The organism is Mesorhizobium sp. WSM4821 (assembly GCF_055901555.1).
The window spans coordinates 6,256,818-6,283,162 of record NZ_CM148371.1 but is presented as its reverse complement, the minus strand read 5'-3'; the positions used below and the strand labels follow the sequence as shown (position 1 = coordinate 6,283,162).

Here is a 26,345-nt window from a genome sequence, read left to right as displayed (position 1 = left end):
TCTTCGCACGGAGGAACACCAGGTTGATCGGTGAAACGCTATCACTCCAGTCACTCAGCAAGCGTTTTGGGCGCACCATTGCCGTTGAGGACGTATCGCTCGACATCGCAGCAGGTGAGTTCGTCTCGGTGCTGGGACCATCGGGATCGGGCAAGACGACATTGCTGACAATGATCGCCGGCTTCGAGGCGCCGAGCTCTGGCCGCATCTCGATTGGTGGTCGCGATATCACCGCAGCGGCGCCAAACCGGCGCGACATCGGCATGGTTTTTCAGAAATATGCGTTGTTCCCGCACATGACCGTCCACCAGAACGTGGCCTTCCCCTTGCGCATGCGCCGGTTGGATCGCCTGGCGATCAAGGATCGGGTGAGGCGAATCCTCGACCTGGTGCAGCTGGTCGGTTTCGATCACCGCTATCCAAGTCAGCTTTCGGGCGGCCAGCAGCAACGGGTCGCTGTCGCCCGGGCACTGGTTTGCGAACCGCCTGTTCTGCTGATGGACGAACCACTCGGCGCCCTCGACAAAAACCTGCGCGAGGCGATGCAGCTCGAAATCAAGCGGATCCAATCCAAGCTCGGCGCAACCGTCGTCTACGTCACCCACGACCAGGACGAAGCAATGACCCTGTCCGACCGCGTGGCCGTCATGTCTGACGCCACTCTCGTCCAGCTTGGCACTCCCGCCGATATCTACCATCGACCGAAATCACCTTTTGTCGCGCAGTTCGTCGGCAAAATGAATTTCATCGACGGCGAATGCCAGCGTGACGAAGCCGGCACTTGCCACATCCGCATATCGGACAGGATCACCGTCACCGTTCCATCGCCTTGCTTGGACGGGCCAGGTCGCCTGCAACGGGGTCGAGCCGTCAAACTCGCGGTCCGGCCCGAAAACCTGTCCTTCGCACAGCCAGATTCGGCGACTGCCATAGGCCATATCGACGCCGAAATCTTCGTCGGCGCGTTTCGCCTCTATCTCGTGCGCCTTGCCACATTCGGTCAGCCGATGGTGCAGATCCAGCTGCCTGCTTCCACTTCGATCGGCCGTTTCAGACGAGGCGAACGCGTCGACTTGTATGCCTCCAAGGAGGCCTTCCATGTCTTTGCAGCGCCCGAGGCCTGATCATGGCTGACGCAACTTCCAGGTCAAACCAACGCAGCTTCGCACGGCCGGGCGGCTCGGTGAGCCGCTACTCGCCGGCGTTGTCGTTCGCACTGATCGCTCCATTGCTGCTGGTGATGTCGGTGGGGTTCGTGTACCCGATCGGAGCGCTGATCAAGCTGAGCCTGTTTACGCCAGCGCTGGATCTCACTTCGTACCGAAAGATCATCGAGCAGCCGATCTATCTTTCGGTCATGGCGCGAACGTTCAGAATCGCTCTGTTCGTCACGATCACGTCCTTCATGCTTGGCTATCCAGTCGCTCTTGCCATGGCGAGCCTCAGACGGCGCCTGGCGGCGGTTGCGGCGGCCGCGGTGTTTATCGCTCTCTGGTCGCCGGTGCTCGTACGCTCCTATGCCTGGATCGTGCTCTTGCAGCGAAATGGCGTGGCCAACAATGTCATGACAGAGCTCGGACTGGTCGAAGCGCCCCTCAAGCTCCTCTACAACGAAGGGGCGATCATCGTCGCGATGACCCACGTCCTTTTGCCGTTCATGGTCTTGCCGATCTTCGCAGCTCTACGGTCGATCCCGCAAGAGTATGTCTGCGCCGCCCGCAGCCTTGGGGCAGGGGCGTCAACGGCATTCCTGCGCGTCACCCTGCCTCTCAGCCTGCCGGGCGTCTTTGCCGGATGCGTCATGTGTTTCATTCTCGCACTCGGCTTTTACATCACCCCGGCACTGGTCGGGGGACCAGGCACCCTGATTGTCGCGACACTGATCGGCCAACAAGCGACCGTGCTTCTCGACTGGCCATTCGCCGCGGCACTCTCAACCGTCCTGCTGATCACGACGCTGATCATGGTGCTGGTTTTCCGCAAGGCCTTTTCCATGTCGAAAGGATTTGCAAGTGTCGATTGAAACCGGATCTCCCCGCCTGGCGACCCCTCCAGCCGGCAGCCTTACCACCATCTGGCAAAGGCCTTGGGCAGCTACGCTCACCATCCTGCTGCAAGGCGCGGTGCTCGCCTTGATCCTCTTCTACCTGATCCTGCCAACCCTGGTGATTTTACCGATCTCGTTGGGGAGCGCCGACCACATCGAGTTTCCGCCCCGGCAGCTGACCCTGCACTGGTATCGCGAATATCTGTCCGACCCCGACTGGATGGCGGCAACTTGGTTCAGCCTCAAGATCGCGCTCGCAACCAGCCTTGCCGCGACGGTCATCGGCACACTTGCGGCAATGGCCCTGACGCGCGGAGATCTGCCGGGCAAACAGGCGCTTCAGGCGCTTTCGCTTGGGCCGATGGTGGTCCCCCATGTGGTGTTTGGTGTGGCACTTTACTTGATCTTCGCGCCCCTACGGCTGACGGGAAATTTCATGGGGTTCCTCGTCGCCCATACCGTACTGGCTGTCCCTTACGTCCTGATCACCGTGACGGCTGCACTGCAACGGTTCGATTTCACGCTGGAGCTTGCTGCGCTGAGTTGCGGGGCCAGCCGGACGCGATCGTTTCTGCTCATTGTGCTGCCAAATATCTCGCCTTCGGTCGCTGTGGCGGCAGTATTCGCCTTTCTGTCATCCTTCGACGAAGCGACGGTTGCGTTCTTCATTTCCGACACAGGCGGAAAGACCATCAGCCGCAAGATGTTCGAGGACATCGATTTCAATCTCACGCCAGTGATTGCCGCAGTCTCGACACTGCTGGCCGGCCTGTCACTGCTGCTGATGGCAGCCGTCAGGGCCACCACCCGGCAGCATTAGCAAATAGCTCAACCAAACCAGACGTGGGAGAAACTTCGATGCCTCGGACTTTCCAGAAACTGACTGCAGCGATAACTGCATGCCTGGCCGCTTTTGCCTGCCTGGCCACTTTGGGGGCGAGCGTCGCTGCCGCCGAGCAGATAGTGGTCGCGACAACAGGAGGCGCCTACGAAAAGGCCCTGCGGGAAGCATGGTTCGATCCGTTCACGGCCAAGACGGGCATTGAAGTCGTCACCGTCGGAGCCACCAACGCTGAGATGCGCGCCAAAGCTGCCGCCATGGTCAAGACTGGCAACGTCAGTTGGTACCTTTACCTGCAAGGTGAGATACAGGCGGCTTCCGACCAGCACTTGCTCTACGCAGAGAACCTCTCGGCGTTTTGCAAGGAGTTTTCGACACAGGCTGACCTGGATGGCGAAGCGTGCAACGCAGCCGGTGTGCGGTTGCTATCGAATTCGACACTTCTGGCATACCGGACGGATGCCTTCGCCGGTGCCGCTCCCAAGACCTGGGCAGACGCGTGGGACGTCCGAAAATTCCCCGGTGGCCGGTCCTTCCCCGATTTCAATGACCCCTGGCGTGTCATGGCGGCGGCCTTGCTTGCCGACGGCGTGAGCCCAGAAAAGCTGTTTCCGCTCGACATCGACCGGGCCTTAGCGAAGCTCGAACAAATCCGATCAGCCGTGGCGCTATGGTGGAAGACCGGCGACCAAAGCATGCAGGGCTTTCGCAATGGTGAATATGTCGTCGGTCAGATATGGCTGACCCGCGCCAAGGCCATGCAAAGCGAGGGACTGCCCATCGCATGGTCACACGCCGCCTCTTTCCTGGTCGGCGACCGCATCGCTCTGATCAAGAATGCACCGCATCGCGAGAACGCACTCAAACTTGCTGAATACTGGCTGAACACGCCTGCCGCGCAAGCGAAGGTCTGTGAGGCATTGTCCTGCAAGCCGCCAAGCGGCGAGGCCGTCAAACTGATGTCGCCACAAGCGCGCGCTGACATGCCGAGCATGTCAGATCCCCAAAGCAGTCCTGTCATTCCGGACGCCAAATGGATCAACGACAACGCCGCCCTTTTGCTTGAGCGATGGAACGCTTGGATCCAGCAGTGACCAAAACGGGGAGATTGACCATGAGCAAATCTGCGCCGCGGATCCTGGTCGCCCGGATCTGGCACGAGTCAAACGGGTTCAATCCGCAGCCGACCTGCGAAGCTGATTTCCAGATATGTGAAGGCGATGAGTTGCTGGCAGCCGCTGCGACTTCGGGCTCGACCTTGGCGGGTATCATTCAGCAACTCTCGAAAGAGCAGGTGGACATCCTGCCCAGCATTTCGGTGGTCGCGCCTCCAGGCGGACTGGTCGACCATGCCTTCTTCGCCGCGGTGAAGGAGCGTCTGATCTGGGACGCCACCACTCTCGAGCCTGACGCGATCGCGCTCGAGTTGCACGGCGCCATGGGAACCACGCTTCTCGAGGACGCTGAAGGAGATCTCCTCGCGGGGCTCCGAGCCGCCGTTGGCGAAACGGTGCCAATCGGTATCGGGCTCGACCTTCATGCGCACGTCACGGATGCCATGCTCGCTGCGGTCGATCTGTGCATTGCCTGCAAGGAAAATCCGCACTCAGACGTCGTCGAATGCGGTGAGAAGGTCGCTGCATATGTTCTGGCGATGCTCAATGGTTCGCTGCGCCCCGTGACCGCGATGGCCAAGATCCCGATGATCCTGCCAGGCGCGGCAGAAACAGCAGCGGGCCCTTTGCGCGAAATCCACGACCAGGCGCGCCTTGCCGCGAAGGATTGTCCGGCAATCTGGGACGTCTCCCTCTTCAATGTATTCCGTTACGCAGACGACGAGGATATCGGCCAAGCCGCCGTCGTGCTGACGAATGATGCCGGCCAAAAAGGCGAGCTGGTGGCGCATTCCCTCGCCCAGGCCTTCTGGGAAAAGCGGGGCCGTTTCGCCGACGAGCTGTTGTCGATTGGTGAGGCACTCGACACGATTGCCGCAGCGGGCTCTCGCCGGCCTTTCGTCCTCGCCGATATGGGAGACCGTGTGCTTGCCGGCGCGCCCGGAGACAGTACGGCGATCCTGGAAGCCGCATTGAACCGCCAAGATGGCTTGCGAGGGGCGATTCCCATCACGGATCCTCAAGCCGTCGATATCGCCTTCGAAACCGGACTGGGCAACGTCGTTTCCTGCGCGGTGGGTGGGCGGATCACGCCGGGTTTCAGACCTCTGCCGATCACTGGCAAAGTCATCCACCTGAGCAGCGGCGACTTCACCTTGGCCGGTCCCTTCCAGGGCGGCGAACCGTCAAGCATGGGCCGGACCGCCATTGTGAAGATCGATGATAGGCTGCTCATCGTCTTGACGACCCAGGCAGCCTTTAGTCACGACCCAGCCGTTTTCACGAGCCAAGGCATAGAACTCGCCTCCCTCGATTTTTGCGTGGTCAAGTCTGGATACCATTTCAAGCTTAATTTCGGTGCCGCAGCCACCCCGCTGTTGGTTCGTACGCCAGGGGTCGGATACTACACCAAAGGCTCGCTCAGCTATCGTAGGGCTCGGTTCTGGCCCGAACACGATGCTGGCGATCCTGTGGTCCGTGTGCGCGTTTTCGACCGAGCGGCATCGTATTCCGCGGCCGTTGGCTAGGCTCCCTGAATGAGACCGCAAACCTGGCGCTGGGGGCAAATGTCCTCAATGACGTTCGCCGTACGCAGCGCATAAGGTGACACTTCGGAGAGTGAAGATCTGCGGCAATGTGTCGAGTACAGCGGCGGGCTTGCCTGGACAGCCGGCGGTTACCTTTCGGATGCCCTGAGGCTCCGCGCCGCCTCATCGAGTGCCAGCGGATCGTCACCGAGGCGGTCGATTGTGGCGAAAATGATCTCCTTCAGTCCCGCCTCGAGTTGCAGCGCCGCCCGGCAAAACGGAGAGGATTTTTGGCTCCTTGAGCGGTTCTGTGATCCTTCGGCATTGGATACCGACATAGTGATTGGGGTCGCTCTTGCGACGCCCGATGACGTCGATTCCGCCCTGATCCTGCCCACCGCGGCCGTACTCAACCGTGTTGGGGTCATTCAGCTCGTCATGAAACAAGATTACGCAACCGCGCTGCAATGCCCGCCAATCCTTGGGTTTTGGGATTTCGTGGGCGAGGCGCGTAAATAGCGGCACGCTCCGATCAGATGGTTGTCGGAAAGTGCGGCTGGGGAGGTGAACACTACCCCGTCGCTGTTCCCCGATTTGCCCTGGTCGTCTGTTCCGCCATCAAAAGCTGAAGCCTACGATCTTTACGCCGATACGATCGGCGAGTTCGAGCAATTCGCAATAGAGGTCTGAATCGCCGGTCAAGTCGCGCGACGCGCCGGTCTGCACCAACACATGTGCAGGAATTCGATCGCCAAACAGCATCACGGCGACAGCCCGATCGTCCTGCCGAGATATCCAGAAAAGTCCTTGGATATCTGGGCATTGTGCGTGAATGGCTTCAGCCCAAGGGCGTGTTTCTGGATAGCCATCCTTCTCAGTATCGATAATCTGGCTGCGCCTGATCCCGAGTCTCCTCAAAGCGGTGACGCTCAAATCAGCCAGCACTAGATCGCTTTGTGGCGCCACCTGCGAATAGACTTGATCAGCTAGTTTTGCCTTGTCGTAGGTCTTCAGGCCCGCCGCGAATGGCACATCGTGGAAGACGGTTTCCATTGCCGCACATTCAAAGGTCGTCCCACCGTACAGAGTTGGGATACTGGCTCCACTTGCATTCTTGATCGGGCTGAATCGGGCATTGCCTTTCACGCCCGGATTGAACTCGACGCCGGCATAGAGGTTCAAATGAATGCGATGGATAACTTGGCCCGCCGGCCATATTGTTCGAGTGACGATATCCTGCAAATCGTTCGATGGAACGGGAACTGGAGTTGTCCGGTGTCCCCGTCCAATCTTAGATTTAGCCATGGAGTGCGCCTACCAACTCATCCTCGGCGGCTGCAAGAACGCGCTCGGGTCGCGTAGTCAGCAGATCTTGCGGACGCTCGCCCCCGAGGAAGCTATTGACTGATGAAAACCAATAGGCGAGCCCCCAGTCATCCTTTTTCCCGCGGAAACTGCTAAGAATCTTAGCGAGCGCTTTGATGGGCCTATATCCAGAGGCAGAATCCAGAGCATAGCCAGGAAAATAGTCTACGCCCCGATGCCGAACTGCAAAGATCTGGCCCTCTTTCTTCCATTTGTTGGGCTGCGCACTCGGGTTGCTTGTGCTGAACCCAGCCATTTTTGCGATCTGGGGAGCGGTCAGCCAATCACCGCTTTCCAGCACGGCCCTTCTCGCCTCGGCCGTCATCCGTGCTTCGACAAGCATATGTTGCGGGGGCGGCACCTGAGGGACCAGGGCCTCAATTATCGAGTTGATTGCCTCACGCTGGCGACGCATCAGGATGGTTCGGACCAGCGGCGCAATGCTGACGACCGTGTCGGCTAGAGCGCGAACCGCTGGTTCACTCCCATGTTCGAACGTTAGTGCAATGACCTGTTCCGCAGTCAGCCGATCAAGTTGGTCACCAACCTGCTTCGGCGTTCCGGTGAGTGCGCCGAATCCCGATAGTTCGATGGTGTCATTGGAAAGTGCCATTATCCCGCTCCGTTGATTGGTGAGGATGGTTACATATATAGCACGATAACCGATCTCATCAAGAGGCAACCGGCTGGACTTCAAGCTGCAGGCCGACACTGACCCCAGCGCCAAGGTTGTTTATGCTGCGTTCGCAAGTAGCGTGTCTTCCGGCCCGCTGGCGTCTTGTCTCCTTCCGAACGGTGATCATCGTTGGCGATACTGCCGCCGCCATGCCATCATCCGGAGGGATCGTCCTTAAAGATCCGCTTTCAGGGCGGATTTTTCAATATGATGCTACGGCAGCCTCGGTCCCAGCCGCCACTGCCCCACTGTCAGACCTCTCTGCGCTCCCATTCAGCCGTTGCAACATAGAAAGTCTGCGATGGGCTACAGAAGAGCGTGTTGGCCAGAGCGTGGTGATGGATTTTTCGATCCTCGACGATACTGCCCAAAGCTCGATAGTCCCGCCATCGATCAAGTCATATGCCGGTCAGAGGCGCGGCTTGAAACTATTTTCGTTCCGCGGATGCGGGTCTTCGAATTGCGGAACCGCCAGTCTGCTGAATATTCTTGCAAAAAATTCTAAGGAATCGGCGCTTCTGCATATGTTTTGGCGAGAAGGTGCTTACCCGCCGCCTATATTTTCGGCAGATTTGCCCCGCTTATGATTGAAATTTTTACTTCTAATTTGGCGCATCGGACAAAAAATATATCCTGCCCCCAGCAGACAGCCAGACATCGAACGAAAGTGGATTGCCGAGGACAGGTTCGGCATGCAGGGGAAGGGTTTGACCATGAAACAGGTGAAAGAGTCGACGAATTCACTGACCAGAAGAAAGTTTCTCAAAGGCAGCGCTGCCGCTGCCGGGGCTGCCGTCGGATCGGGGGCAATCGGCGGGTTTCCAACGATCTGGGCCCAGGAAATCAAGGACATCGAACTGCGCCATCTCGGTGTCTCCTACTCGGTGGTGAAGGCCATCGGCGACCAGGCCGCCAAGGATCTCGGCTTCAAGGTGACGATGCAGAATCTCGACACCTCGGCAGCCATCAATCGCTTCATTACCCAGCCGAATTCGGTCGATATCGCCGACCTTGAAGGCTGGCAGGCCAAGCTTGCCGCCAAGCGCGGCGTCATCCAGGGCATCGAAGTCAAGAAGATCAAGGAGTTCGACAATATCCTGCCGATCTTCACAAAGGGCGAGATCGACGGCACCGTTGTCTCGCGTCAGGGCATTTCGCCCTACGAAGCGATGTATATCGAGACTCCCGACGCGACTGAGCTTCACGACGGCGTCACCGAATGGGCGACGTTCCTGCCGCAAGTCTACAACGCGGATTCGATCGGCTATCGTCCCGATCTGGTCGGCCATCCGGTCACCGAATGGAAGGAACTGATCGATCCGAAGTTCAAGGGCAAGGCGGCGATCCTAGACGTGCCCGCGATTGGCATCATGGACGCCGCCCTGTGCTTGGAGAGTGCCGACCTGATCAAGTACGGCAATAAGGGCGACATGACCAAGGCCGAGATCGACTTCACGATCGACAAACTGATTGAACTGAAGAAGTCGGGCCACTTCCGCGCCACCTGGACAACATTCGACCAGTCGGTGCAGCTGATGGCCGCCGGCGAGGTGATCATTCAGTCCATGTGGTCGCCGGCCGTCGCCGCCGTCCGGGTCAAGGAGATCCCGTGCGTCTACGCGCCGGTCAACAAGAAGGGCGACAAGGAAGGCTATCGCGGCTGGTGCAACGGCATGGGCCTGATGAAGCACCTCACCGGCAAGAAGCTCGAAGCTGCCTACGAGTATATCAACTGGTACTACACCGGCTGGCAGGGTGCCTTCGTCGCCCGCTACGGCTACTACAGCCCGGTGCCCACCAAGGCCAAGCCGTTCCTCACCGCTGCTGAATGGGATTATTGGTACGACGGCAAGCCTGCGCCCGACGAGATCAAGGACCCTTACGGCATCCCAATGGAGAAGCAAGCCACGGTGCGCGATGGCGGGTCCTTCCTCGATCGGGTCAAGAACATCTCGTGCTGGAACACCCTGATGGACGAGGCTGCCTACATGAACAAGCGCTGGAACGACTTCAAAGTCGCCTGAAGCGCAACCGGATCGGGCGCGCCGTGCCCGATCCATCCCTTCATCCGAAAATCTTCGGAGAGCCACGATGGCGCAAAGTGCTGCGTTCAAGCGAAATCTGGCCGGATGGGCTTATGTGACCCCGCTGGTCGTCGTGCTGATCCCTTTTTTCGTGCTGCCGCTGATCGCCGTGGTGGCCGCGAGCTTCTTCGAGACTGATGGCTTCGGCGGCCTGTTTCCGGCCTTCAACCTCAATAATTACACCGAGATCCTGACCTCGGGGCTGACGTTCAATCTCTATTATGAGACGGTCAAGTTCACCGTGCTGACCTGGTTCTTCAGCCTCCTCATCGGGTTCCTTGTTGCCTATTTCCTCGTCTTCCATGTCAGGAACCAATTGCTCGCGCTTGGGCTGTTCCTGCTGTGCACGGTACCGTTCTGGACCTCGAACATCATCCGGATGATTTCCTGGATCCCGTTGCTCGGCAAGGAAGGGCTGGTCAACGAGGCCTTGCTCAAGCTTGGCCTGATCGACCAGCCGCTCGAATTCCTGCTGTTCTCGAGCTTCGCGGTGGTGGTCGCCTATGTCCACCAGCTCACCATCTTCATGATCGTACCGATCTTCAACGCCATGGGCCGCATAGACAAGCGCGTCGTCGAGGCCGCGCTCGATGCAGGCGCCAGCCGCTTCGATATCATGCGCCTGATCATCGTGCCGCTGTCGAAGAGCGGCATCGCGCTTGGTTCGATCTTCGTGATCTCGATCGTCATGGGCGACTTCTTCGTGGTCAAGGTGATGTCGGGCGGTGGCTCGGCCTCGGTCGTCGGCGCCTTCTACGAGGACATCTCGGTGCTGCAATATCCGACCGCCGCGGCGAGCGCGGTTCTACTGACGATAATCCTCGTCATCACCGTCGCTCTGATCCTGCGTTTCGTCGACATTCGCAAGGAGATCACGCGATGAGCCTGGCTCGTATCTCGGATAGGGCCGCCACCAGCGTACCGGTGCGAGGCAGCCGGGCGATCGCGCCAGCCAGTGGGCGTCGGCCGTGGACCTTCTACGTGCTTGCCGCATTGTTCACGGTTTATCTGCTGGCGCTCTACGGGCCGATGGCCTGCATCTATGTCCTTTCCTTCCAGGATCTGCGCGGCGGGCTGGTCTTCCCGATGAAAGGCCTGTCGCTGCACTGGTTCGTCGACCTGTTCACACAGGTTCGCACCGGCGACGTCAAAGGCTCCTTCGAGCGTTCCTTCGAGCTTGCGCTCGTGATCACGGTGCTGACCGTGCTCGTCTCCTTCCTGGCCGGGCTTGGCTTCCGCAAACGCTTCGCTGGCGACATGATCGTCTTCTATATGATGATCGGCAGCCTGGTCGTTCCGGGCCTGGTGCTCGGCATCGGCGTCGGGCTCATCTTCAACGCGATCGGCATCGATGCAAGCCTGTTCACATCGGCGCTTGGCGCGCAGCTTTCATGGACGCTGCCCTTCGGCGTGCTGGTCATGTTTGCCGTCATGTCGCGTTTCGACCATGCCTGGGAGGAGGCGGCACGCGACCTCGGCGCATCGCCATGGCAGACGATCCGGCTCGTTGTGATCCCGGTGCTGGCGCCCGGCATTGTCGCCGTCGCGCTGTTCGGCTTCACGCTCTCCTATGACGAATTTGCGCGGACGCTGCAGACCGCAGGCTCGCTCAACACGCTGCCCCTGGAGATCTGGAGCATGACGCTGAACATCACCTCGCCGGCGCTCTATGCGCTCGGCACCGTTACCACGATCGTCTCTTTCCTCGTCATTGGCGCAAGCCTGGGCACGATCGCCTTCATCCAGAAGCGGCGCGAGGCGCGTTCGCCCGGCCAGCCGGGAGGTGCGGCATGAGCCTCGGCAAGGGCCATATAGAGATTGCCGGCGTCGCCAAGAGCTATGACGGCTTCACCTACGCAGTCGACGGCGTCAATCTGAAGATCCCCGACGGCGCCTATTGCTGCATTCTAGGCCCGTCCGGCTGCGGCAAGACCACGATCCTGCGGATGATCGCAGGCCATGAGGATCCCACCGTTGGCGAGATCCTGATCGGCGGCGACAACGTCGTCGGCCTGCCTCCTGTCGAGCGCCGCACGGCGATGATGTTCCAGTCCTACGCACTGTTTCCGCACCTCACGGTTCGCGACAACATCGCCTTTGCGCTCAGAGTTCGCGGGCTTTCGAAAACCGAGCGCTACGCCAGGACCGACGCCATGATCGAGAAGGTGCGGATGGCCGAGTTTTCCGACCGTCTCCCGGCACAGCTTTCCGGCGGCCAGCAGCAGCGGGTTGCGCTCGCCCGCGCGGCGATCACCGAACCGCGGGTGCTGCTGCTCGACGAGCCGCTGTCGGCGCTCGATGAACACCTGCGCGTCAGGATGCGCGCCGAACTGAGGCGCATGCAGCGCGAACTCGGCATCACCTTCGTCCATGTCACGCACACCCAGCTCGAGGCGATCGCGCTCGCCGACATGGTCGTGGTTATGGAAAACGGCAAGATCAAGCAGTCGGGTCCGGCGCGCGAAATCTATGCCGCACCCAAGGATCGCTACGTCGCGGAGTTTCTTGGCGGGCAGAATGTGCTGAGCGGCAAGGTCGGCAAGATCAACGGCACGCGGGCGATGATCGCAAGCCCCGCGATCGCCGGCATTCAGATTCCGATGCACGCTGGCGCTCGGTTGGAGGCCGGCCAGGCAATCGACATCGCGGTGCGGCGCGACGATGTCGAACTCTTCCGCAAGGACACGGCGCTCTCCGAGGACATGGCGTCGGTGCCGGCGACGATCCTCGGCATCGAGTATCAGGGCAACTTCGTCAAGGTGATGCTGGACGCGGCCGGCGAGGAGGGTTTCGTCGCCTATATGCCGGAGCGCCGTTTTTTCGAGAATCCGTTCGAAGTCGGCGACAGCGTGCTTGCCGCATGGCTGATCGACCGCGCACATTTGCTTGCTTAGGACCTGTAGGGATTTGGAGCACGTCATGGAAATCAGTCTCACGCTCAATGCGCGCCCGATCAGCATCTCGGTCGAGCCGGCGATGCTGCTGGTCGAGCTGCTGCGCGAGCAGCTCTCGCTCACGGGAACGCATGTCGGCTGCGACACCAGCCAATGCGGCGCCTGCCTGGTGCACTTCAACGGCGAGTCCGTGAAGAGCTGCACCATGCTGGCGGTCTCGGCGGATGGGGGTTCGGTTATGACCGTCGAAGGCCTGTCGGGCGCCGGGCAGACGAAATTGCATCCGATGCAACAGGCTTTCCATGAAAACCACGGGCTGCAATGCGGCTTCTGCACGCCGGGTATGCTGATGAGCGCGGTCGACCTCGTCGGCCGCAATCCCGACCCGAGCGAGACGGAGGTGCGCGATTGGCTGGAGGGCAATCTCTGCCGCTGCACCGGCTACCACAACATCGTCAAATCCGTAATCGCCGGCGCTGCCGCCATGTGCGAAGAGAGGGGCTCATGAACGTGTCAAAAGTGATCGGCATCGGCGCGGCGCCAAAGCGCAAGGAGGATCTGCGCTTCGTCACCGGGCGCGGCAACTACGTCGCAGACATCAAGCGGCCCGGCATGGTGTTCGGGGCGTTCCTGCGCTCGCCGCATGCGCATGCCCGGCTTGGGGCGATCGACGTGACAGCAGCCCGTGCCATGTCGGGCGTGCTGGCGGTCTATACCGGCGAGGACCTGAAAGCCGACAATGTCGGCGGCCTGCCGGTCGGCTGGGGCATCCATGGCAAGGACGGCAATCCGATGAAGGAGCCGCCGCACCCGCCGATCGCGCATGGCAAAGTGCGCCATGTCGGCGACGCTGTCGCCTTCGTGGTGGCGGAATCGGTCGAGCAGGCGCGGACCGCAGCAGAAGCGATCGACGTCCAGTACGAAATCCTGCCCGCCGTGGTCAGCGTCGTCGAAGCCTTGCAGGCGGGCGCGCCCACCGTCTACGACGACATTGCCGACAATCTCTGCTGCGACTGGGAACTGGGCGACGCCGCCGCCGTGGAGGCGGCGTTCGCCGACGCCGCGCATGTCGCCAGCATCGAACTGGTCAACAACCGCCTCATCGGCAATCCGATGGAGCCGCGCGCCGCTATCGGCGATTATGATTTCGCCACAGGCCAGCACACGCTGTGGACCACCAGCCAGTTTCCGCATGTTGTGCGCTTCCTGATGGGCGAATTCGTGCTTCATATCCCCCAGCACAAATTGCGTGTCGTGGCGCCCGACGTTGGTGGCGGCTTCGGCGTCAAGCAGTTCCACTATGCCGAGGAAGCCGTTGTCACCTGGGCCGCCGCAAAGCTTAGGCGACCTGTCAAATGGGTGTGCGAGAGGTCGGAAGGCTTCGTGTCCGACGCCCATGGCCGCGACCATTTCACCGAGGCCGATCTGGCCCTCGACGAGAGCGGCAAGTTTCTCGGCCTGAGGGTGCGCACCCTCGCCAATATGGGTGGCTACCTCTCGACCTTCGGACCCAATATCCCGACCAACCTTTATGCGCCTCTGCTGTCGGGGGTCTATCGCATGCCGGCGATACATTGTTCGGTGAAGGTGGTGTTCACCAACACCGTTCCCGTGGATGCCTATCGCGGCGCCGGCCGGCCGGAAGCGACCTTCGTGCTGGAGCGTCTGGTCGACGTGGCGGCGATCGAAATGGGTATCGACAAGCGCGCCATCAGGCGCCGCAACATGATCCCGACGGAGGCCTACCCCTATCAGACGCCGGTCATCGTCGAATACGACAGCGGCGATCCGATGGGCTGCCTCGACAGGGCCGAGAAGCTCGCCGACGTGGAAGGCTTCGAGCAGCGGCGACTGGAATCGGCGCGCCGCGGCAAATATCGCGGCCTCGGGCTTTCCACCTATGTCGAAGCCTGTGGGCTCGCGCCGTCGCGGCTCGCCGGCAGTCTCGGCGCGCGCGGCGGCCTTTACGAAAGCGCCACGGTGCGCGTGCATCCGACGGGCGCCGTCACCGTGCTGATCGGCACCCACAACCACGGCCAGGGCCACGAAACGACGTTCGCGCAGATCGTCTCGGATCGGCTTGGCGTGCCGTTCGAGGATATCGATATCGTCTGCGGCGATACCGCAAAGGTTCAGTTCGGCATGGGCACCTACGGCTCACGCTCGCTTGTGGTCGGCGGTGCGGCGCTTTCGAAGGCGGCCGACAAGGTGATCCTGAAGGGCAGAAAGATCGCAGCGCACCAGCTTGAGGCTGATCTGGGGGATATCGTCTTCGACGCGGGGGAGTTTTCCGTCGCCGGCACCGATCGCAAGAAGAAGTTCACCGAGATTGCCGGCGCGGCCTATGTGCCCTTCGACTATCCGCTGGAGACGCTCGAACCTGGGCTCGAGGAGCAATCCTATTACGACCCGGTCAACTTCACCTATCCCGGCGGTGCGCATTTCGCCGAAGTCGAGATCGACCCCGACACCGGCACGGTGACTCTCGAGCGCTATACCGCCGTCGACGATGTCGGCACGATCATCAACCCGATGATCGTCGAGGGCCAGTTGCAAGGCGGCATCGCCCAGGGCGTTGGCCAGGCGCTGTTCGAGCACGGCGTCTACGACGAGAGTTCCGGACAGCTGCTGTCCGGGTCCTTCATGGACTATTGCATGCCGCGCGCCGACAATTTCCCGACCATCGTCGTTACGCCGCACTCCACCGCCTGCACACATACGCCGATGGGCGTGAAGGGGTGCGGCGAGTGCGGCACCATAGGTTCGCCGGCTGCCGTCATCAACGCCGTGGTCGACGCCCTGCAGCCACTGGGCATCACCCATGTCGACATGCCGGCCACGCCGAACCGGATCTGGAACGTCATCCGCAATTCTCGCGCCGCGCTCGCGGCCGAATGAGGAGGCTTCGATGAAATCCTTCGCCTATCTGAAGCCGGAGACGACCGTTGAGGCAGCCGATCTGCTTGCCGAACAAGACGACGCCAGGATCCTGGCCGGCGGCATGACCCTGCTGGCGACCATGAAGCAAGGCCTGGCCGCGCCGGCCGCGATCATCGACCTCTCGGCGGTGGCGGTACTTCGCGAGATAACCTTGGAGGAGGGCGCGCTGGTCGTCGGCGCCATGGCGCGTCATCACGATGTGGCGGCCTCCGCGCTGGTGCGGGCGCATATACCCGCACTGGCCTCGCTCGCCGGGCAGATCGGCGACCCGCAAGTTCGCCATCGCGGAACGATCGGTGGCTCTGTTGCCAACAACGATCCAGCCGCCGACTATCCCGCGGCGATCCTCGCGCTCGATGCGACCGTGGTCACGACCAGGCGGACCGTCGCTGCGGATGATTTCTTCGTCGACATGTTCGAGACGGCGCTCGATCCCGGGGAAATCGTCACCGGTTTCCGCATCCCGGTTCCTGAAATGGCGGCCTACGCGAAATTCCGCAGCCCGGCGTCGCGCTATGCCCTTGTCGGCGTGTTCGTGGCACGGACGGCCGCAAAGGTGCGTGTTGCCGTCACCGGTGCGGCCTCGTCGGTGTTCAGGGCGCTCGATATCGAGGCGGCGCTTCAGGAACGGTTCGATCCGGAGCAGCTCAGCCGCGTATCGATGGATCCGTCGGGATTGAATTCGGACATCCATGCCGATCGCGATTATCGCGCCAATCTGGTGATGGTCATGGCACGGCGAGCGGTAGCAGCCGCGCTTCAAAACGACGGCCAGAGTGCAACAAAAGGACAATAGCGGCCGGCCGGCGCGGCTTGGCCGCGCGAGTCCGGCCGCCCGGGAGGGCTTATGACCGTCAATCCAGCCAATTTCGGCGTGGCCAGCGCGCCGGGCGACCTCGCGCGTCTGTCAGCCGCCGACATGGTCGCCGGCTACAGAGCGGGGCGTTTCGACCCCGTCGACGTGATCGACGATACTGTGTCGGCGCTCCGCCGCACGGACGACGTTTGCAACATCGTTGTGACCGATCTTTATGACGAGGCTGTTTCGGCAGCCAAGGTGATCGCACAGCGCTACCGAAAGGGCGTCGAAAACCGCCCGTTGGCAGGCGTCCCGGTCACCATCAAGGATCTCGTCTTCGTCGCCGGCAAACCGGCGAAAGCGGGAGCGCCTTCACTCGCCGGCTTCACGCCGCAGGTCGATGCGCATGTCGTGCGCCGCTTGCGCGACGCCGGCGCCATCGTGACCTGCAAGACGACCACCTGTGAATCCGGTTACAAGCTCACCGCCGACAGTCCCGTCAGCGGCATCACGCGCAATCCCTGGTCGCTCGACCGCACCAGTGGTGGCTCCAGCGGAGGTGCTGCCGTGGGCGTCGCCGCTGGCTGCGGTCCGCTGGCGGTCGGCACCGATGGTGTGGGCTCGATCCGCGTGCCGGCTTCCTTCTGCGGGGTGTTCGGTATCAAGCCGACTTTTGGTCTCGTTTCGCGCGCGCCGGGCTTCTTCCCGCCGTCATGGGGATCGCTGGCGCATACCGGGCCCATCGCGCGCACTGTCGCGGACGCGTCCCGGCTGCTGGAAGTGATCGCGGGCTACGACATGCGCGATGCCGCCTCGCTCGCCTTGGAGCCACAGGAATATTCGAGGATCCCAGCGTCGGCCAAGAGCCTGCGCGTCGCCTTCTCGGTCGATTTCGGTTACGCGCCGATCGATCCGCAAGTCCGGGCGGCTTTTGCCGCTGCGGTGGATCTCCTGGCCTCCGCCGGCGCCGAACTTGTCGAGGTCAATTTCGCGCTCGACCCGCAAATGCTGGACAAGGTGCTGAAGCCGATCGCCTTCACGGAACAGGCGGCATCGGTCGGCGATCGCGATCAGGATGCGTTTGTCGATTCGGATGACGTGTTCCGCGCGGTTCTGACAAGAGGTCTCGGCTACAGCGGCGCGGACTATATGGCGGCGACGCATCTGCGCTCGCGTCTCAGGGGGCGGTTTGTCGAACTGTTCGACACTGTCGACATCCTGCTCACGCCGACGGTCCCGGTGACAGCCTTCGCGGCCGGCGCGCTCGGCACGTCCAGCGTCGACGGGCATGCGGTCGACACGCATCTGGGCTGGTCGCCTTTCACCTGGCCGGTCAATCTGTGCGGTCTGCCAGCAGCGACGGTCCCTTGCGGGCGTGATTCCTCAGGTCTGCCGATCGGCCTGCAGATGATCGCGCCATGGATGCGCGAGAATTCCATCATCGCGCTCGCCGGGGCCTTCGAGCAGGCCCAGCCCTGGGCCCTGGAATGGCCGCCGCTCAATCGCCGCTGAAGTGCTCCTGGCTTTCAGCCTCGCGCCTGTCAGGCACTAGCACAGCGCCGATCTCGCGGCTGATATCGAGATAGTGCGAGAGGTAGTCGTACAACGCCTTGGCGGCCGGCGTGGTCGCACCATGGGCCTTATAGAGCAAAAGGTCGACTTTCGGCAGCGTCGGAAATTCGCCGCTGGCGACGATCTCACGCATGCCCGAAACGAGCGCGCTGCGGCCGAGCACGGTGACGGCCATACCCGAAAAAACCGCAGCCTGGAGCCCGCTGACGCTTTCGCTGACGCAGGCGATGCGCCAGGCGCGGCCGGCCAGTTCGAGATGCTCGATCGCGTGATCGCGATAGATGTTGCCTGGTGGCAGCAGCGCCAGCGGCAAGGGGGTTTCGATATGCGCCATTGAGTGTTCCCCCGTGATCCAGACGAGCTGTTCCTGACGCACGACCCGCCCGCCAATGAAGTCGTTCATTCGCGTGACCAGCGCGATGTCGATTTCGCCGCGATGGACCTGCGCGACCAGCGGCGTCGACAGCGAGCATTGAAGCTGGACCTGGACGCGCGGGAAGGCGCGCTGGAACACCGCAAGGATCGACGGCAGCAGATAGGCCGCGTAGAGATCGGGGGTGCCGAGGATAACCTGGCCTTCGATATCGGGCGAGGAGAGGCGCGAGAGCAGTTCATCATGCAGGCGCAGGATCGAATTTGCATAAGAAAGCACCAACCTGCCGTCGGATGTGAGCACCATCTTGCGTCCGTCATGACGAAACAGGTTGCAGCCACAGATGTCGTCGAGTCGCTGAAGTTGCAGCGTAATGGCCGGCTGCGAGCGACTGAGACGCCGCGCCGTCTCTGTAATGCTGCCGGTTTCCGCGACGCACTGCAGCGATCGGAGCATTCGTATGTCGACGCTGATGAGGTTCATGAACGTGCCCGAGCCGGATCCGATGCGCCCGGCTGTTATCAAGCAAGATTCATTCCAAATTGGCTTGCGGGATGTTGCGTGTAGTCCGCTGCGATCGGCCGTCGGGTCGGGACCATGCGGAACAAAACGTTGCTTCCCTATCTTCCGCTCGCGGACGACCGTCGGATGGTACGGGCATATTCTCGGCCGAACTTGGCAGCCCATTCCGCTACAGTCTGGAACAAGGCTTCTATGCCGCGCTTAACCAGTAGGGCTGCCCGATGAGCCTCCCAGAGATCGGCCTCCCGCGGCCGGGCCCACGGGCGGTGCCGCCGAGCACGAAAAAGGGGGGTGCCGGCAGATGAAACCGACGGCGGACACCACAAGGCCGGCGACACGCGCATCTCGCCGGCTGAGGCCAATGGTGATCGTAGGCGTTCATCGCGCCGGGTCCTCCGTCTTTAGCCTGCGTTATGGTCCAGCAGTCTGGTGGTGGTGTCGCGACGATGCTCGGTATTGGCCCGATCGATGCCTTCTATGGTGATCGCGAACATGCCGTTTTCGATCCTTGCAATCCAGCCTTTTGCTTTCAAATACCAGAGATGAAACTCTAAATGTTCACGCGGACATGCGGATAAGCGTTCGAGTTCTGTATCGCCAATTCCAGGGTTGCGAACGTCCTGTCGGCGTTTAACATAAAGAAGCGCGAGCACCTTCGCCTGGATAACGCTATCCCGTTCGATGCCTTTAGTGTTGCCGGCTTCCTCAGTCAAATTGCGACGAAAGTTCGAATGATCTTTATATTGAATGTCGTACTGCGCGCGCTTGACCGGGTCTTTGAGCGTGTTATGGGCCTCGATGAGTTCGCTGAAGCGTGCTTCATCGCCGGTGTCCTGATTATCGGGATGGTAGCGCATGGCAAAATAACGAAATATCCGTTCTATCGTCTCCGAGTTGGCGTTCGGGCTGATCTCCAGAAGTTCGTAGTAGTCAATGAACATAGTGGTGCTCCCACGACAATGGCGTCACCTCAGCCGCATGCCAGGTCGGTGCCCCGCCATTCTCGTAACACGCCCTCGACGATCTGGCATGCATCCTCACGACACCTCCGGTCGACTGGCGCGCGGAATCCGAACTGGGGCACGGCCTATTGCGACGCCGATATCGACGCATGACTCCAAGGCCTTGTCCTGCAAGCAGAGACTTAGGCAAATTCCGTGCCATCCAAAGCGAAGCGCGGCATGCTGGCTCGAACACGATTCACCGAAATCGAGATCGAGGGCGTCAGCGCCTATCGCTCGCCGAACCTGTGGCAGGCCCGACGCATAAGGCGCCTTCGCGGTGCGGATCGGCACACCGCTGCGCTGGCGCTCCGATCCGAATGACGATCCGGCAATTCATGAGGCTGCCTGACAGGCTCCAGGCTGAGGTTCACAAGGTCTATCTCGCCCCGATGTCGCCGGCCAATCTCGCACCGCTGGCTGATCCGTTGCCGGTCGATACTCGGGTGATCCCGCGCGGGCATCGTCGATCGATCAGAAGATGGCAATCGGCTGCTGGCTGCTCCGCAACAAGGCGGCATTGCCCCGCGGTCACTTCGGACCACGGCTCGACAAGCAGCAAGGGCTTTCCCGCAGTATGGCTTCGCAGTGCATGGCGCTGGCCACAGGCAAGCTGCAGAGCGCGCCTGACAGGAATGGCGAGCAAAGCAGCGGCCGGCAGTGTCGCGCGCTGGCGAACGCTTCTACCTGAGCTGCCAGGGCCAAGGTCTTGGATGCTGGAGCAAGCGCGCCGGCACCACAACCACGCGGGGCGGACTTTGAAAGGGTATCAAGTTTGAGACCCTTTCCGCCAAGCCCGCGATGAGTTTCCATCTCCCTCGAATAGCCCTCCAACGCGGGACGAGGCACGGAATTTGCGACTGCTTCATCATATCAGGAAGAGGAGTCAAAATGATGCGTCAAGATGGAACAACAGCGCGAAAGCCAGCAACACGGTACGTGCCAGAATGGCGCCTCAACAAGAGAACGTTTGAGGTTCCGTATCTCATGAAGCTCGGCAACATTGGCCACCCGGAAGCGCTGGCCTTGATCGCTAAGCATAATGGAGACAGGGACGAAATCACTGCCGAGCTGTTTTCGCAGAGAGGTCGATCACAATAGCTTTCACAACAGGGTTGGACCCATGACCCACCGGGCGTTCGCATCCAGAGTTTTCACAACTACGCCGACTTGCTGTCGGCGGAGTTTCTTGGCGGCCTGAACCAGCTTACCCCTCCGCAGGTGCATGATGTGCTCGCAGACAATCTGGTGGCGCTGTCGCAGAAGGATCGTCGCGCACTATCTGATCAGCCGCGCCGGGCCGGTTGTCTACCCATCACAACCTTCGGGATGGTCGAGCTCTCAGGCGGCGGACGGTCCCGGGTCGTCGAACCCAGTGTCGAAAGCAGCCACGACTTTGTTCTCTGCGTTGTCCTGCAACTTATCAGAACGATGGACGACGCGGAGAACAGGCCTGCCCTGTTGCGACGAGCCCGGTTCCGCCCCCAGCGCCCACTTCAATCTCTCGCGCCTTGCGGCTTCCGGCTGATAGACCACTTCGTGGACAGTCAGCGTTTCAGGGCTGCCGTCCGCGCTCGGAATGGTCATGGATTGACCTTCGGCCAGACCAAGCAGTGCCAGACCGCGCGGATTGGTGATTGGCAAAAGCATGCCTACCAGACCGCGCATCTCGCCATGTGTGAGGATGCGCGTTCGGGCGGGCCCATCGTTTACCCGGTAAGTCACGCGGCTGCTGAGCGTCACGACGGTTGCCGGGATGTCTTCCCGAAACATGACGAGTGCGCTCGAAATCTTCCGGTGGAGGATAGTCAACAGTGTTTGGGTGCGAGCCGGATGGCGCTCCCGCATCACTTCCAGAATGGTGTAGTCCTTGGTCGTCAGTTGACAGCTGTCGATATTGGGCATGGTGCGTCTCCAGCCGGCCCCGTGCAAGGGGATCCAGCGTCAGGAAATTGATCGGGTGTGACGAATTACCCCTGTGCCGGACCCGGATAGGCCGGCGCAGGGGTTAGACTCCCGCGATCAGGCTGCCCGCATGATTGAGGAGACGTACGGAGACGCCCATGTCTAGACACTCGCCGCAATCGCCGGAGACGCTGGTGCGAGCCGCTCGGCTCCATCGCCTTCCGGGCCGGGCTGGTCCACGGCAAGGACCAGCAATTCGTGCCGGCGCCCGTCTCGGGCGGTCCACATGCTAGACTGTCCAGCCGAGAGGCCGATCAGGGCCGTGCCAATCGGCGTGAGGATTGAAACCTTGCCTTCAGAGATGTCCGCGTCGCCAGGAAAAACCAGCGTGATCGTTTTCCGATCACCGGTGTCGGGCTTGAACGTCACAGTTGAACCCATCCGGACGGTGCCAGCGGAGACCCGACCATCGGCGACGATGCGTGCGCGCTCGAGTTCGGCGAACAGTTCATCGGAAGCCTCCGGATTTCGAGCGGCCACAGTGCTCGCAAGCGCCGATAAACGTGCATGGTCCGACTTCGAGATGCGGATGTTTGGCTTACGCCGGGTCTTCGTGTTGTTTTGCATTTGGATACTCATATTCTAGTTGGGCCGGCCGTCATCAGAGGTGGCGGAACTGGCCAACGGGAAAATCTTCGTCGATGCACCAAAGCCCAGAGGCGGTGCACCCCACGGATCATTATGTGGATTTAGGTTTTCCCCTCGGCTCGGGGCGCATGGCAGCCGAGCCGGGGGTTATGATCCCGCGATGGGGCAAACCCGGAAAAGAAAATCGCTACGGATTTTGACAGTGACGTTCATAGAGTCATAGTTGGTGAAGCAATTCCGGAAGTCAAGGCACCGGGTCACCGTGGTTCGAGTGTCAGCAGATGTGGTAAGGGTGTCGGCGAGTAGCAAGGTCCAGCAACAATGACTTTGAGGCGAACCAGAGCTTACGGCGCATCCGGCTTGGTTCTAGCGGTTTTGCACTGTGTTTGCTTGGCAGAACGCCACTGCTGCTCACAATTGCCACGCAGCCGCGACGCCTGGCGTCAATTGGCACGAGTGACAAGAAGCTACTCATCCTAGCCTAGAAGCCTCTCGCAACCCGACGTTCAGCCGAGCGCGTCATGCTTGATAACTAATTGAAAAAATTTAGATTTACGACTTTAGCGCATAAAAAGCTTGTGATCTCACAACATAAAAAACTTGTGATTTTACAGCACGCTGCAGGAGGGCGGGCGGCGCATATTCAAGTCAGACGAGCTGTCGCGCGTCCATCGTGAGCGGCTGCTGGCAAACGGATTCCTACGCGACGTGATCAAGGGCTGGGTAATGTCAACCGGGCCTCAGGCGCAACAGCAGGACACCACCCCCTGGTATGCGACCTTTTGGGAATTCTGTTCACTGTACTGCAATGAGCGGTTCGGCAAGGACTGGTACCTGTCGCCCGAGCAGTCTCTCCTGCTGCATGCGGAAGCGCCCACCCTCCCGCCGCAGGTGGTTGTGAATACCCCCAAAGGCAAGAACAACAAGATCGACTTGCTGTTTGGTACCTCCCTCTATGACCTTGGGGTCAAGCAGATGCCGGAACAGCTGACCGAAAAAAACGGCCAGCGCGTGTTCACCGTTGAGGCGGCGCTTATCCGTGTGCCGGAAGCGTTCTTCCAGCGCACGCCTATCGAGATGCAGGTCGCCATGGCGTCCGTGCGCGACGTGACCGTGCTGGCCTTACTGCTTGACGGCGGCCATTCCGCCGTGGCGGGGCGGCTTGCCGGTGCATTCCGGCGCGTAGGGCGAGACGCCTTCGCCGATGAAATCGTGGCGGCCTTCAAATCGGCCGGATATGGCGTGCGCGAGTCCGATCCATTTGCGGGACAAACGGGAGTCACTACCATTGCGACTGGTGTACCGCCGCTGGTCGCCCGCCTGCGCGCGATCTGGCAATCGCAGCGCGAAGCAATCATCGAGACATTCCCGAAGTCGCCCGGCCTGCCGTCCGACAAGGACGCCTACATGAAGTTCGTTGAGGATATCTATGAAAGCGACGCCTATCACTCGTTGTCGATAGAAGGCTACAGCGTGACGCCCGAACTCATCGATCGCGTTCGTGAGGGAAGCTGGAATCCGGAGATTGACGGAGAGGACCGCAAAAACCGTGATGTCCTCGCCGCACGCGGCTATTACCTTGCGTTTCAGAAAGTCAAAGACTCGGTCGCCTCCATAATCAACGGTGCGCCTGCGGGCGCACTAACGCGGGACACGCACAGGGAATGGTACCGCGAGCTGTTCGCCCCGTCTGTGACGGCGGGCATACTCAAGGCAAGCGCGCTTGCCGGATACCGCAACCACCCTGTGTACCTGCGGGGCTCCCAGCATGTACCGCCGCGAACAGAGGCGGTTGCTGATGGCATGATCGAGCTGTTTGATCTGCTAGAGGCGGAGAAAGAAGTATCAGTGCGCGCCGTCCTGGGCCACTGGCTTGTGGGTTATGTGCATCCATATCCAGACGGCAACGGCCGTATGGCGCGGTTCCTCATGAATGCCATGCTGGCATCGGGCGGTTATCCGTGGACCGTAGTCAGGGTGGAAGACCGCAAAGCCTATCTGGCGGGGCTGGAAGAGGCGAGCGGCAACATGAATGTGAAGCCGTTCGCGGCGTTTCTCGCCGAGCGGGTGACTTGGTCGGCAGATCGAAGCGCCTAGCCTGGCGCCATTCCAGCGCACGCTCGTCTTTCCCATCCTCGTAGCGGATGCTAGCCAGCGCCACCAATGCGCCTATCTCGGTAATTAAGGCAGCTTTGCCACTGCCTTAATGCGGGACATTACCGGCAGATCGCGCTGGAGGTTGCAGGTACGCCTGGAGGGGTCGACCGAACTATGCCCAAGACAGGCATATCTTTCACAGCTAATGTTCCAGCGCTGCAGGGAGACAACGGCCGATGAAGAGCCAAGAAACTCTAGCCGACACCACCCGTCTCGGCCCGGTTCATCTGCGCGTCGTCGACATTCCAGCCGCCTTATCGGTCTGGCGTGACGTGGTCGGCCTCTCGACCCTGACCAAGAACAGCGGGATCGCCGAACTCGGCGTCGACGGCAAGAGCCTTATTGTGCTGCACGCCGGGGCAACAACCGTCCTGCCGTCAAAGTCCCGCGATCTCTTTCATGTCGCCATCCATGTCACGACACGCAAGGAATTGGCCCGGGTCGCCGCGCGGCTGCGTGCCTCCGGCCTGAGGCACGGCGCTCAGGATCATCTGATCTCGGAGTCACTTTACGTTTCCGATCCTTCAGGCAACGGCATCGAGATCTGCTTCGACACGGCCGGGCGCCTCGCCTCCAGGGAAGAGATGACTGGCGGCGCTGTTTCGCTTGTCGCCAAGGACGGCACGAGGCATTCCGGGCTGGAACCCCTGGATATCGATCGATTGCTGCACGAACTCGACGCTGCGGACTCTATCAACGTGCCGCTCGCGGCGGATAGCTTCATCGGTCACATTCATATGCGCGCGCGGTCGCCCGAAACGCTGATGGCGTTCTACCTCGGCGTGCTTGGCTTCAGGCCACATATCCAGTCTGCAACGTTTGGCCTGTTCGACTGCGGCACCGAGGAACGCCCACACATGGTGGCGTTCAACATCTGGGCTCGCGACGAGTTGAAGGAGCCACCGCTCGGCGCGGCAGGTCTGGAGCATTTTACCGTCGTGCTTCCCAGCCGGGAAAACCTCGCGGCCGCTGCGCGACGTCTCGGCGAGACGCAGGTGCCCTCGCTGCAAACGGAGGGGGCGCTGGACCTCTGCGACCCCGAGGGAAACCGCCTGCGGATGGTGCTCGCAAGCGACTGATCTGACGGCTGTAGGCCTGAACCGGGGGGAGACAATGGCGGTCAGGGTAATCGGAACGGGCTTTGGCCGGACAGGAACGGATTCGATGCGCGAGGCGCTGACGATCCTTGGCTTCGGCCCCTGCCACCACATGTTCGAAGTCATGGCCAATGAAGACCAGAAGCGGCTTTGGCGTGCGCTGGCGCAGGGCGCGGCACCAGACTGGAACCAGCTGTTTGCGGGTTACCAGTCTTGCATGGACTGGCCCTCGGCGCACTATTGGCGTGATCTGGTTGAGTTCTATCCGGACGCCCCGGTCATCTTGACATACCGGTCGCCGGAAAGCTGGTGGAAAAGCTTCGAGAAAACGATCCTGGCAGGCATCAGCCGGAGCACGGACCAGGAATCCCTAGGTCTTGCGTTGATCTCCAGACAGGTCTTCGGCGGCCGGCCGCACGATCGCGCCAATGCGATCGCCGTCTACGAAGCCAATGTAAGGGCGGTCATTGCGACAGTGCCGCCGGGTCGGCTGCTGGTCCACAATCTGGGAGACGGATGGGAGCCGCTCTGCCTGCATCTCGGTGTGCCGGTGCCGGACCAGTCCTATCCCAATCGCAACAACACCAAGGACTTTCAGTCGGCCCTTGCACAGAACTAGTCTGACCGTATGCAATGGGTCAGGTCACGACGATGCTCGCGACGACGGTCAGAACCTGAGGTGGGGTAGCGTCACTTTTTAACCCACAACGGCCGCCGTCCCATCAATTTTCAACGACGGTTCTGCGCCGAATGTCCGCCCTTGAGGCGATCTTTGCGATGCCC

23 protein-coding genes are annotated in these 26,345 nt (G+C 61.0%); 17 read left to right on the top strand and 6 right to left on the bottom strand.

Translation table 11 applies throughout. The annotated features are described in order from the left end of the window. Nucleotides 1-23: 23 nt before the first annotated feature. The 6 genes from AC0NID_RS30695 to AC0NID_RS30670 all read left to right on the top strand — a co-directional run bounded on the left by AC0NID_RS30695 (nucleotide 24) and on the right by AC0NID_RS30670 (nucleotide 6,048). A complete protein-coding gene (locus AC0NID_RS30695; protein ID WP_473456427.1) occupies nucleotides 24-1,124 on the top strand; it encodes an ABC transporter ATP-binding protein in 1,101 nt (366 codons plus the stop codon). A 2-nt stretch (nucleotides 1,125-1,126) separates the two neighbouring features. Beyond that, nucleotides 1,127-2,023 carry an ABC transporter permease gene (locus AC0NID_RS30690; RefSeq protein WP_473456426.1) on the top strand — a complete coding sequence of 299 codons (897 nt, stop codon included), beginning with the start codon at nucleotides 1,127-1,129 and terminating at the stop codon, nucleotides 2,021-2,023. A gap of 49 nt (nucleotides 2,024-2,072) precedes the next feature. Further along, entirely contained in the window at nucleotides 2,073-2,867 is a 795-nt protein-coding gene (locus tag AC0NID_RS30685; protein WP_473456483.1) for an ABC transporter permease, read from the top strand. A gap of 38 nt (nucleotides 2,868-2,905) precedes the next feature. Continuing rightward, nucleotides 2,906-3,982, top strand: a complete 1,077-nt coding sequence (locus tag AC0NID_RS30680) for an ABC transporter substrate-binding protein (protein ID WP_473456425.1) — start codon at nucleotides 2,906-2,908, stop codon at nucleotides 3,980-3,982. Between the two features lie 20 nt (nucleotides 3,983-4,002). After that, on the top strand, nucleotides 4,003-5,529 hold the full coding sequence (locus AC0NID_RS30675) for a M81 family metallopeptidase (protein ID WP_473456424.1): 1,527 nt from the start codon (nucleotides 4,003-4,005) through the stop codon (nucleotides 5,527-5,529). Nucleotides 5,530-5,751: 222 nt separating this feature from the next. Further along, nucleotides 5,752-6,048, top strand: coding sequence for a hypothetical protein (locus AC0NID_RS30670; RefSeq protein ID WP_473456423.1), 297 nt, complete (start codon nucleotides 5,752-5,754; stop codon nucleotides 6,046-6,048). Nucleotides 6,049-6,147: 99 nt separating this feature from the next. On the opposite strand, the gene AC0NID_RS30665 is transcribed toward AC0NID_RS30670, so the two are convergent. Next, nucleotides 6,148-6,834, bottom strand: coding sequence for an RES family NAD+ phosphorylase (locus AC0NID_RS30665; protein ID WP_473456422.1), 687 nt, complete (start codon nucleotides 6,832-6,834; stop codon nucleotides 6,148-6,150). Continuing rightward, the gene (locus AC0NID_RS30660; RefSeq protein ID WP_473456421.1) at nucleotides 6,827-7,507 is read right to left on the bottom strand and encodes a hypothetical protein; all 681 of its coding nucleotides are present in this window, start codon (nucleotides 7,505-7,507) and stop codon (nucleotides 6,827-6,829) included. The genes AC0NID_RS30665 and AC0NID_RS30660 overlap by 8 nt, the downstream gene beginning before the upstream one ends. 776 nt (nucleotides 7,508-8,283) lie before the next feature. On the opposite strand from AC0NID_RS30660, the gene AC0NID_RS30655 reads away from it, so the two are divergent. The 8 genes from AC0NID_RS30655 (at nucleotide 8,284) to AC0NID_RS30620 (ending at nucleotide 17,799) form a co-directional block, all read left to right on the top strand. Further along, nucleotides 8,284-9,594: an ABC transporter substrate-binding protein gene (locus tag AC0NID_RS30655; RefSeq protein WP_473456420.1), complete on the top strand. Its 1,311-nt coding sequence runs from the start codon at nucleotides 8,284-8,286 to the stop codon at nucleotides 9,592-9,594. Nucleotides 9,595-9,661: 67 nt separating this feature from the next. Beyond that, nucleotides 9,662-10,537 (top strand): ABC transporter permease, encoded by an 876-nt coding sequence (locus AC0NID_RS30650; RefSeq protein WP_473456419.1) that lies wholly within the window; start codon nucleotides 9,662-9,664, stop codon nucleotides 10,535-10,537. After that, on the top strand, nucleotides 10,534-11,448 hold the full coding sequence (locus AC0NID_RS30645) for an ABC transporter permease (RefSeq protein ID WP_473456418.1): 915 nt from the start codon (nucleotides 10,534-10,536) through the stop codon (nucleotides 11,446-11,448). Before AC0NID_RS30650 ends, AC0NID_RS30645 begins: the two co-directional genes overlap by 4 nt. Next, complete coding sequence (locus AC0NID_RS30640; protein ID WP_473456417.1) at nucleotides 11,445-12,548, top strand: ABC transporter ATP-binding protein; 1,104 nt, start codon at nucleotides 11,445-11,447, stop codon at nucleotides 12,546-12,548. The genes AC0NID_RS30645 and AC0NID_RS30640 overlap by 4 nt, the downstream gene beginning before the upstream one ends. A gap of 25 nt (nucleotides 12,549-12,573) precedes the next feature. Continuing rightward, nucleotides 12,574-13,056 carry a (2Fe-2S)-binding protein gene (locus AC0NID_RS30635; RefSeq protein ID WP_473456416.1) on the top strand — a complete coding sequence of 161 codons (483 nt, stop codon included), beginning with the start codon at nucleotides 12,574-12,576 and terminating at the stop codon, nucleotides 13,054-13,056. Nucleotides 13,057-13,058: 2 nt separating this feature from the next. Next, complete coding sequence (locus tag AC0NID_RS30630) at nucleotides 13,059-15,446, top strand: xanthine dehydrogenase family protein molybdopterin-binding subunit (RefSeq protein WP_473456482.1); 2,388 nt, start codon at nucleotides 13,059-13,061, stop codon at nucleotides 15,444-15,446. Nucleotides 15,447-15,456: 10 nt separating this feature from the next. Next, a complete protein-coding gene (locus AC0NID_RS30625; protein WP_473456415.1) occupies nucleotides 15,457-16,284 on the top strand; it encodes an FAD binding domain-containing protein in 828 nt (275 codons plus the stop codon). A 51-nt stretch (nucleotides 16,285-16,335) separates the two neighbouring features. Next, the gene (locus tag AC0NID_RS30620) at nucleotides 16,336-17,799 is read left to right on the top strand and encodes an amidase (RefSeq protein ID WP_473456414.1); all 1,464 of its coding nucleotides are present in this window, start codon (nucleotides 16,336-16,338) and stop codon (nucleotides 17,797-17,799) included. Here the strand turns inward: AC0NID_RS30620 and AC0NID_RS30615 are convergent. The 4 genes from AC0NID_RS30615 to rnk all read right to left on the bottom strand — a co-directional run bounded on the left by AC0NID_RS30615 (nucleotide 17,786) and on the right by rnk (nucleotide 22,287). Beyond that, a complete protein-coding gene (locus AC0NID_RS30615) occupies nucleotides 17,786-18,715 on the bottom strand; it encodes a LysR family transcriptional regulator (RefSeq protein ID WP_473456413.1) in 930 nt (309 codons plus the stop codon). The genes AC0NID_RS30620 and AC0NID_RS30615 overlap by 14 nt on opposite strands. Before the next feature lie 440 nt (nucleotides 18,716-19,155). Continuing rightward, nucleotides 19,156-19,695: a DnaJ domain-containing protein gene (locus AC0NID_RS30610; RefSeq protein WP_473456412.1), complete on the bottom strand. Its 540-nt coding sequence runs from the start codon at nucleotides 19,693-19,695 to the stop codon at nucleotides 19,156-19,158. Between the two features lie 1,401 nt (nucleotides 19,696-21,096). Continuing rightward, entirely contained in the window at nucleotides 21,097-21,660 is a 564-nt protein-coding gene (locus tag AC0NID_RS30605; protein WP_473456411.1) for a GreA/GreB family elongation factor, read from the bottom strand. 162 nt (nucleotides 21,661-21,822) lie between these two features. After that, on the bottom strand, nucleotides 21,823-22,287 hold the full coding sequence (gene rnk / locus AC0NID_RS30600; RefSeq protein WP_473456410.1) for a nucleoside diphosphate kinase regulator: 465 nt from the start codon (nucleotides 22,285-22,287) through the stop codon (nucleotides 21,823-21,825). A 729-nt stretch (nucleotides 22,288-23,016) separates the two neighbouring features. Between rnk and AC0NID_RS30595 the strand changes: the two genes are divergently transcribed. From AC0NID_RS30595 to AC0NID_RS30585, 3 genes are all read left to right on the top strand, one after another. After that, nucleotides 23,017-24,405 carry a Fic family protein gene (locus AC0NID_RS30595; RefSeq protein ID WP_473456409.1) on the top strand — a complete coding sequence of 463 codons (1,389 nt, stop codon included), beginning with the start codon at nucleotides 23,017-23,019 and terminating at the stop codon, nucleotides 24,403-24,405. 236 nt (nucleotides 24,406-24,641) lie between these two features. After that, nucleotides 24,642-25,544, top strand: coding sequence for a VOC family protein (locus AC0NID_RS30590; protein ID WP_473456408.1), 903 nt, complete (start codon nucleotides 24,642-24,644; stop codon nucleotides 25,542-25,544). Nucleotides 25,545-25,578: 34 nt separating this feature from the next. After that, on the top strand, nucleotides 25,579-26,181 hold the full coding sequence (locus AC0NID_RS30585) for a sulfotransferase family protein (protein WP_473456407.1): 603 nt from the start codon (nucleotides 25,579-25,581) through the stop codon (nucleotides 26,179-26,181). The last annotated feature ends 164 nt before the right edge of the window (nucleotides 26,182-26,345 follow it).

Coding starts and splice junctions, on each gene's coding strand:
- AC0NID_RS30650 (WP_473456419.1), top strand. CDS start 9,662: ATGGCGCAAAGTGCTGCGTTCAAGCGAAATCTGGCCGGATGGGCTTAT.
- AC0NID_RS30645 (WP_473456418.1), top strand. CDS start 10,534: ATGAGCCTGGCTCGTATCTCGGATAGGGCCGCCACCAGCGTACCGGTG.
- AC0NID_RS30590 (WP_473456408.1), top strand. CDS start 24,642: ATGAAGAGCCAAGAAACTCTAGCCGACACCACCCGTCTCGGCCCGGTT.
- AC0NID_RS30635 (WP_473456416.1), top strand. CDS start 12,574: ATGGAAATCAGTCTCACGCTCAATGCGCGCCCGATCAGCATCTCGGTC.
- AC0NID_RS30655 (WP_473456420.1), top strand. CDS start 8,284: ATGAAACAGGTGAAAGAGTCGACGAATTCACTGACCAGAAGAAAGTTT.
- AC0NID_RS30680 (WP_473456425.1), top strand. CDS start 2,906: ATGCCTCGGACTTTCCAGAAACTGACTGCAGCGATAACTGCATGCCTG.
- AC0NID_RS30615 (WP_473456413.1), bottom strand. CDS start 18,715: ATGAACCTCATCAGCGTCGACATACGAATGCTCCGATCGCTGCAGTGC.
- rnk (WP_473456410.1), bottom strand. CDS start 22,287: ATGCAAAACAACACGAAGACCCGGCGTAAGCCAAACATCCGCATCTCG.
- AC0NID_RS30665 (WP_473456422.1), bottom strand. CDS start 6,834: ATGGCTAAATCTAAGATTGGACGGGGACACCGGACAACTCCAGTTCCC.
- AC0NID_RS30585 (WP_473456407.1), top strand. CDS start 25,579: ATGGCGGTCAGGGTAATCGGAACGGGCTTTGGCCGGACAGGAACGGAT.
- AC0NID_RS30605 (WP_473456411.1), bottom strand. CDS start 21,660: ATGCCCAATATCGACAGCTGTCAACTGACGACCAAGGACTACACCATT.
- AC0NID_RS30640 (WP_473456417.1), top strand. CDS start 11,445: ATGAGCCTCGGCAAGGGCCATATAGAGATTGCCGGCGTCGCCAAGAGC.
- AC0NID_RS30620 (WP_473456414.1), top strand. CDS start 16,336: ATGACCGTCAATCCAGCCAATTTCGGCGTGGCCAGCGCGCCGGGCGAC.
- AC0NID_RS30625 (WP_473456415.1), top strand. CDS start 15,457: ATGAAATCCTTCGCCTATCTGAAGCCGGAGACGACCGTTGAGGCAGCC.
- AC0NID_RS30690 (WP_473456426.1), top strand. CDS start 1,127: ATGGCTGACGCAACTTCCAGGTCAAACCAACGCAGCTTCGCACGGCCG.
- AC0NID_RS30675 (WP_473456424.1), top strand. CDS start 4,003: ATGAGCAAATCTGCGCCGCGGATCCTGGTCGCCCGGATCTGGCACGAG.
- AC0NID_RS30660 (WP_473456421.1), bottom strand. CDS start 7,507: ATGGCACTTTCCAATGACACCATCGAACTATCGGGATTCGGCGCACTC.
- AC0NID_RS30610 (WP_473456412.1), bottom strand. CDS start 19,695: ATGTTCATTGACTACTACGAACTTCTGGAGATCAGCCCGAACGCCAAC.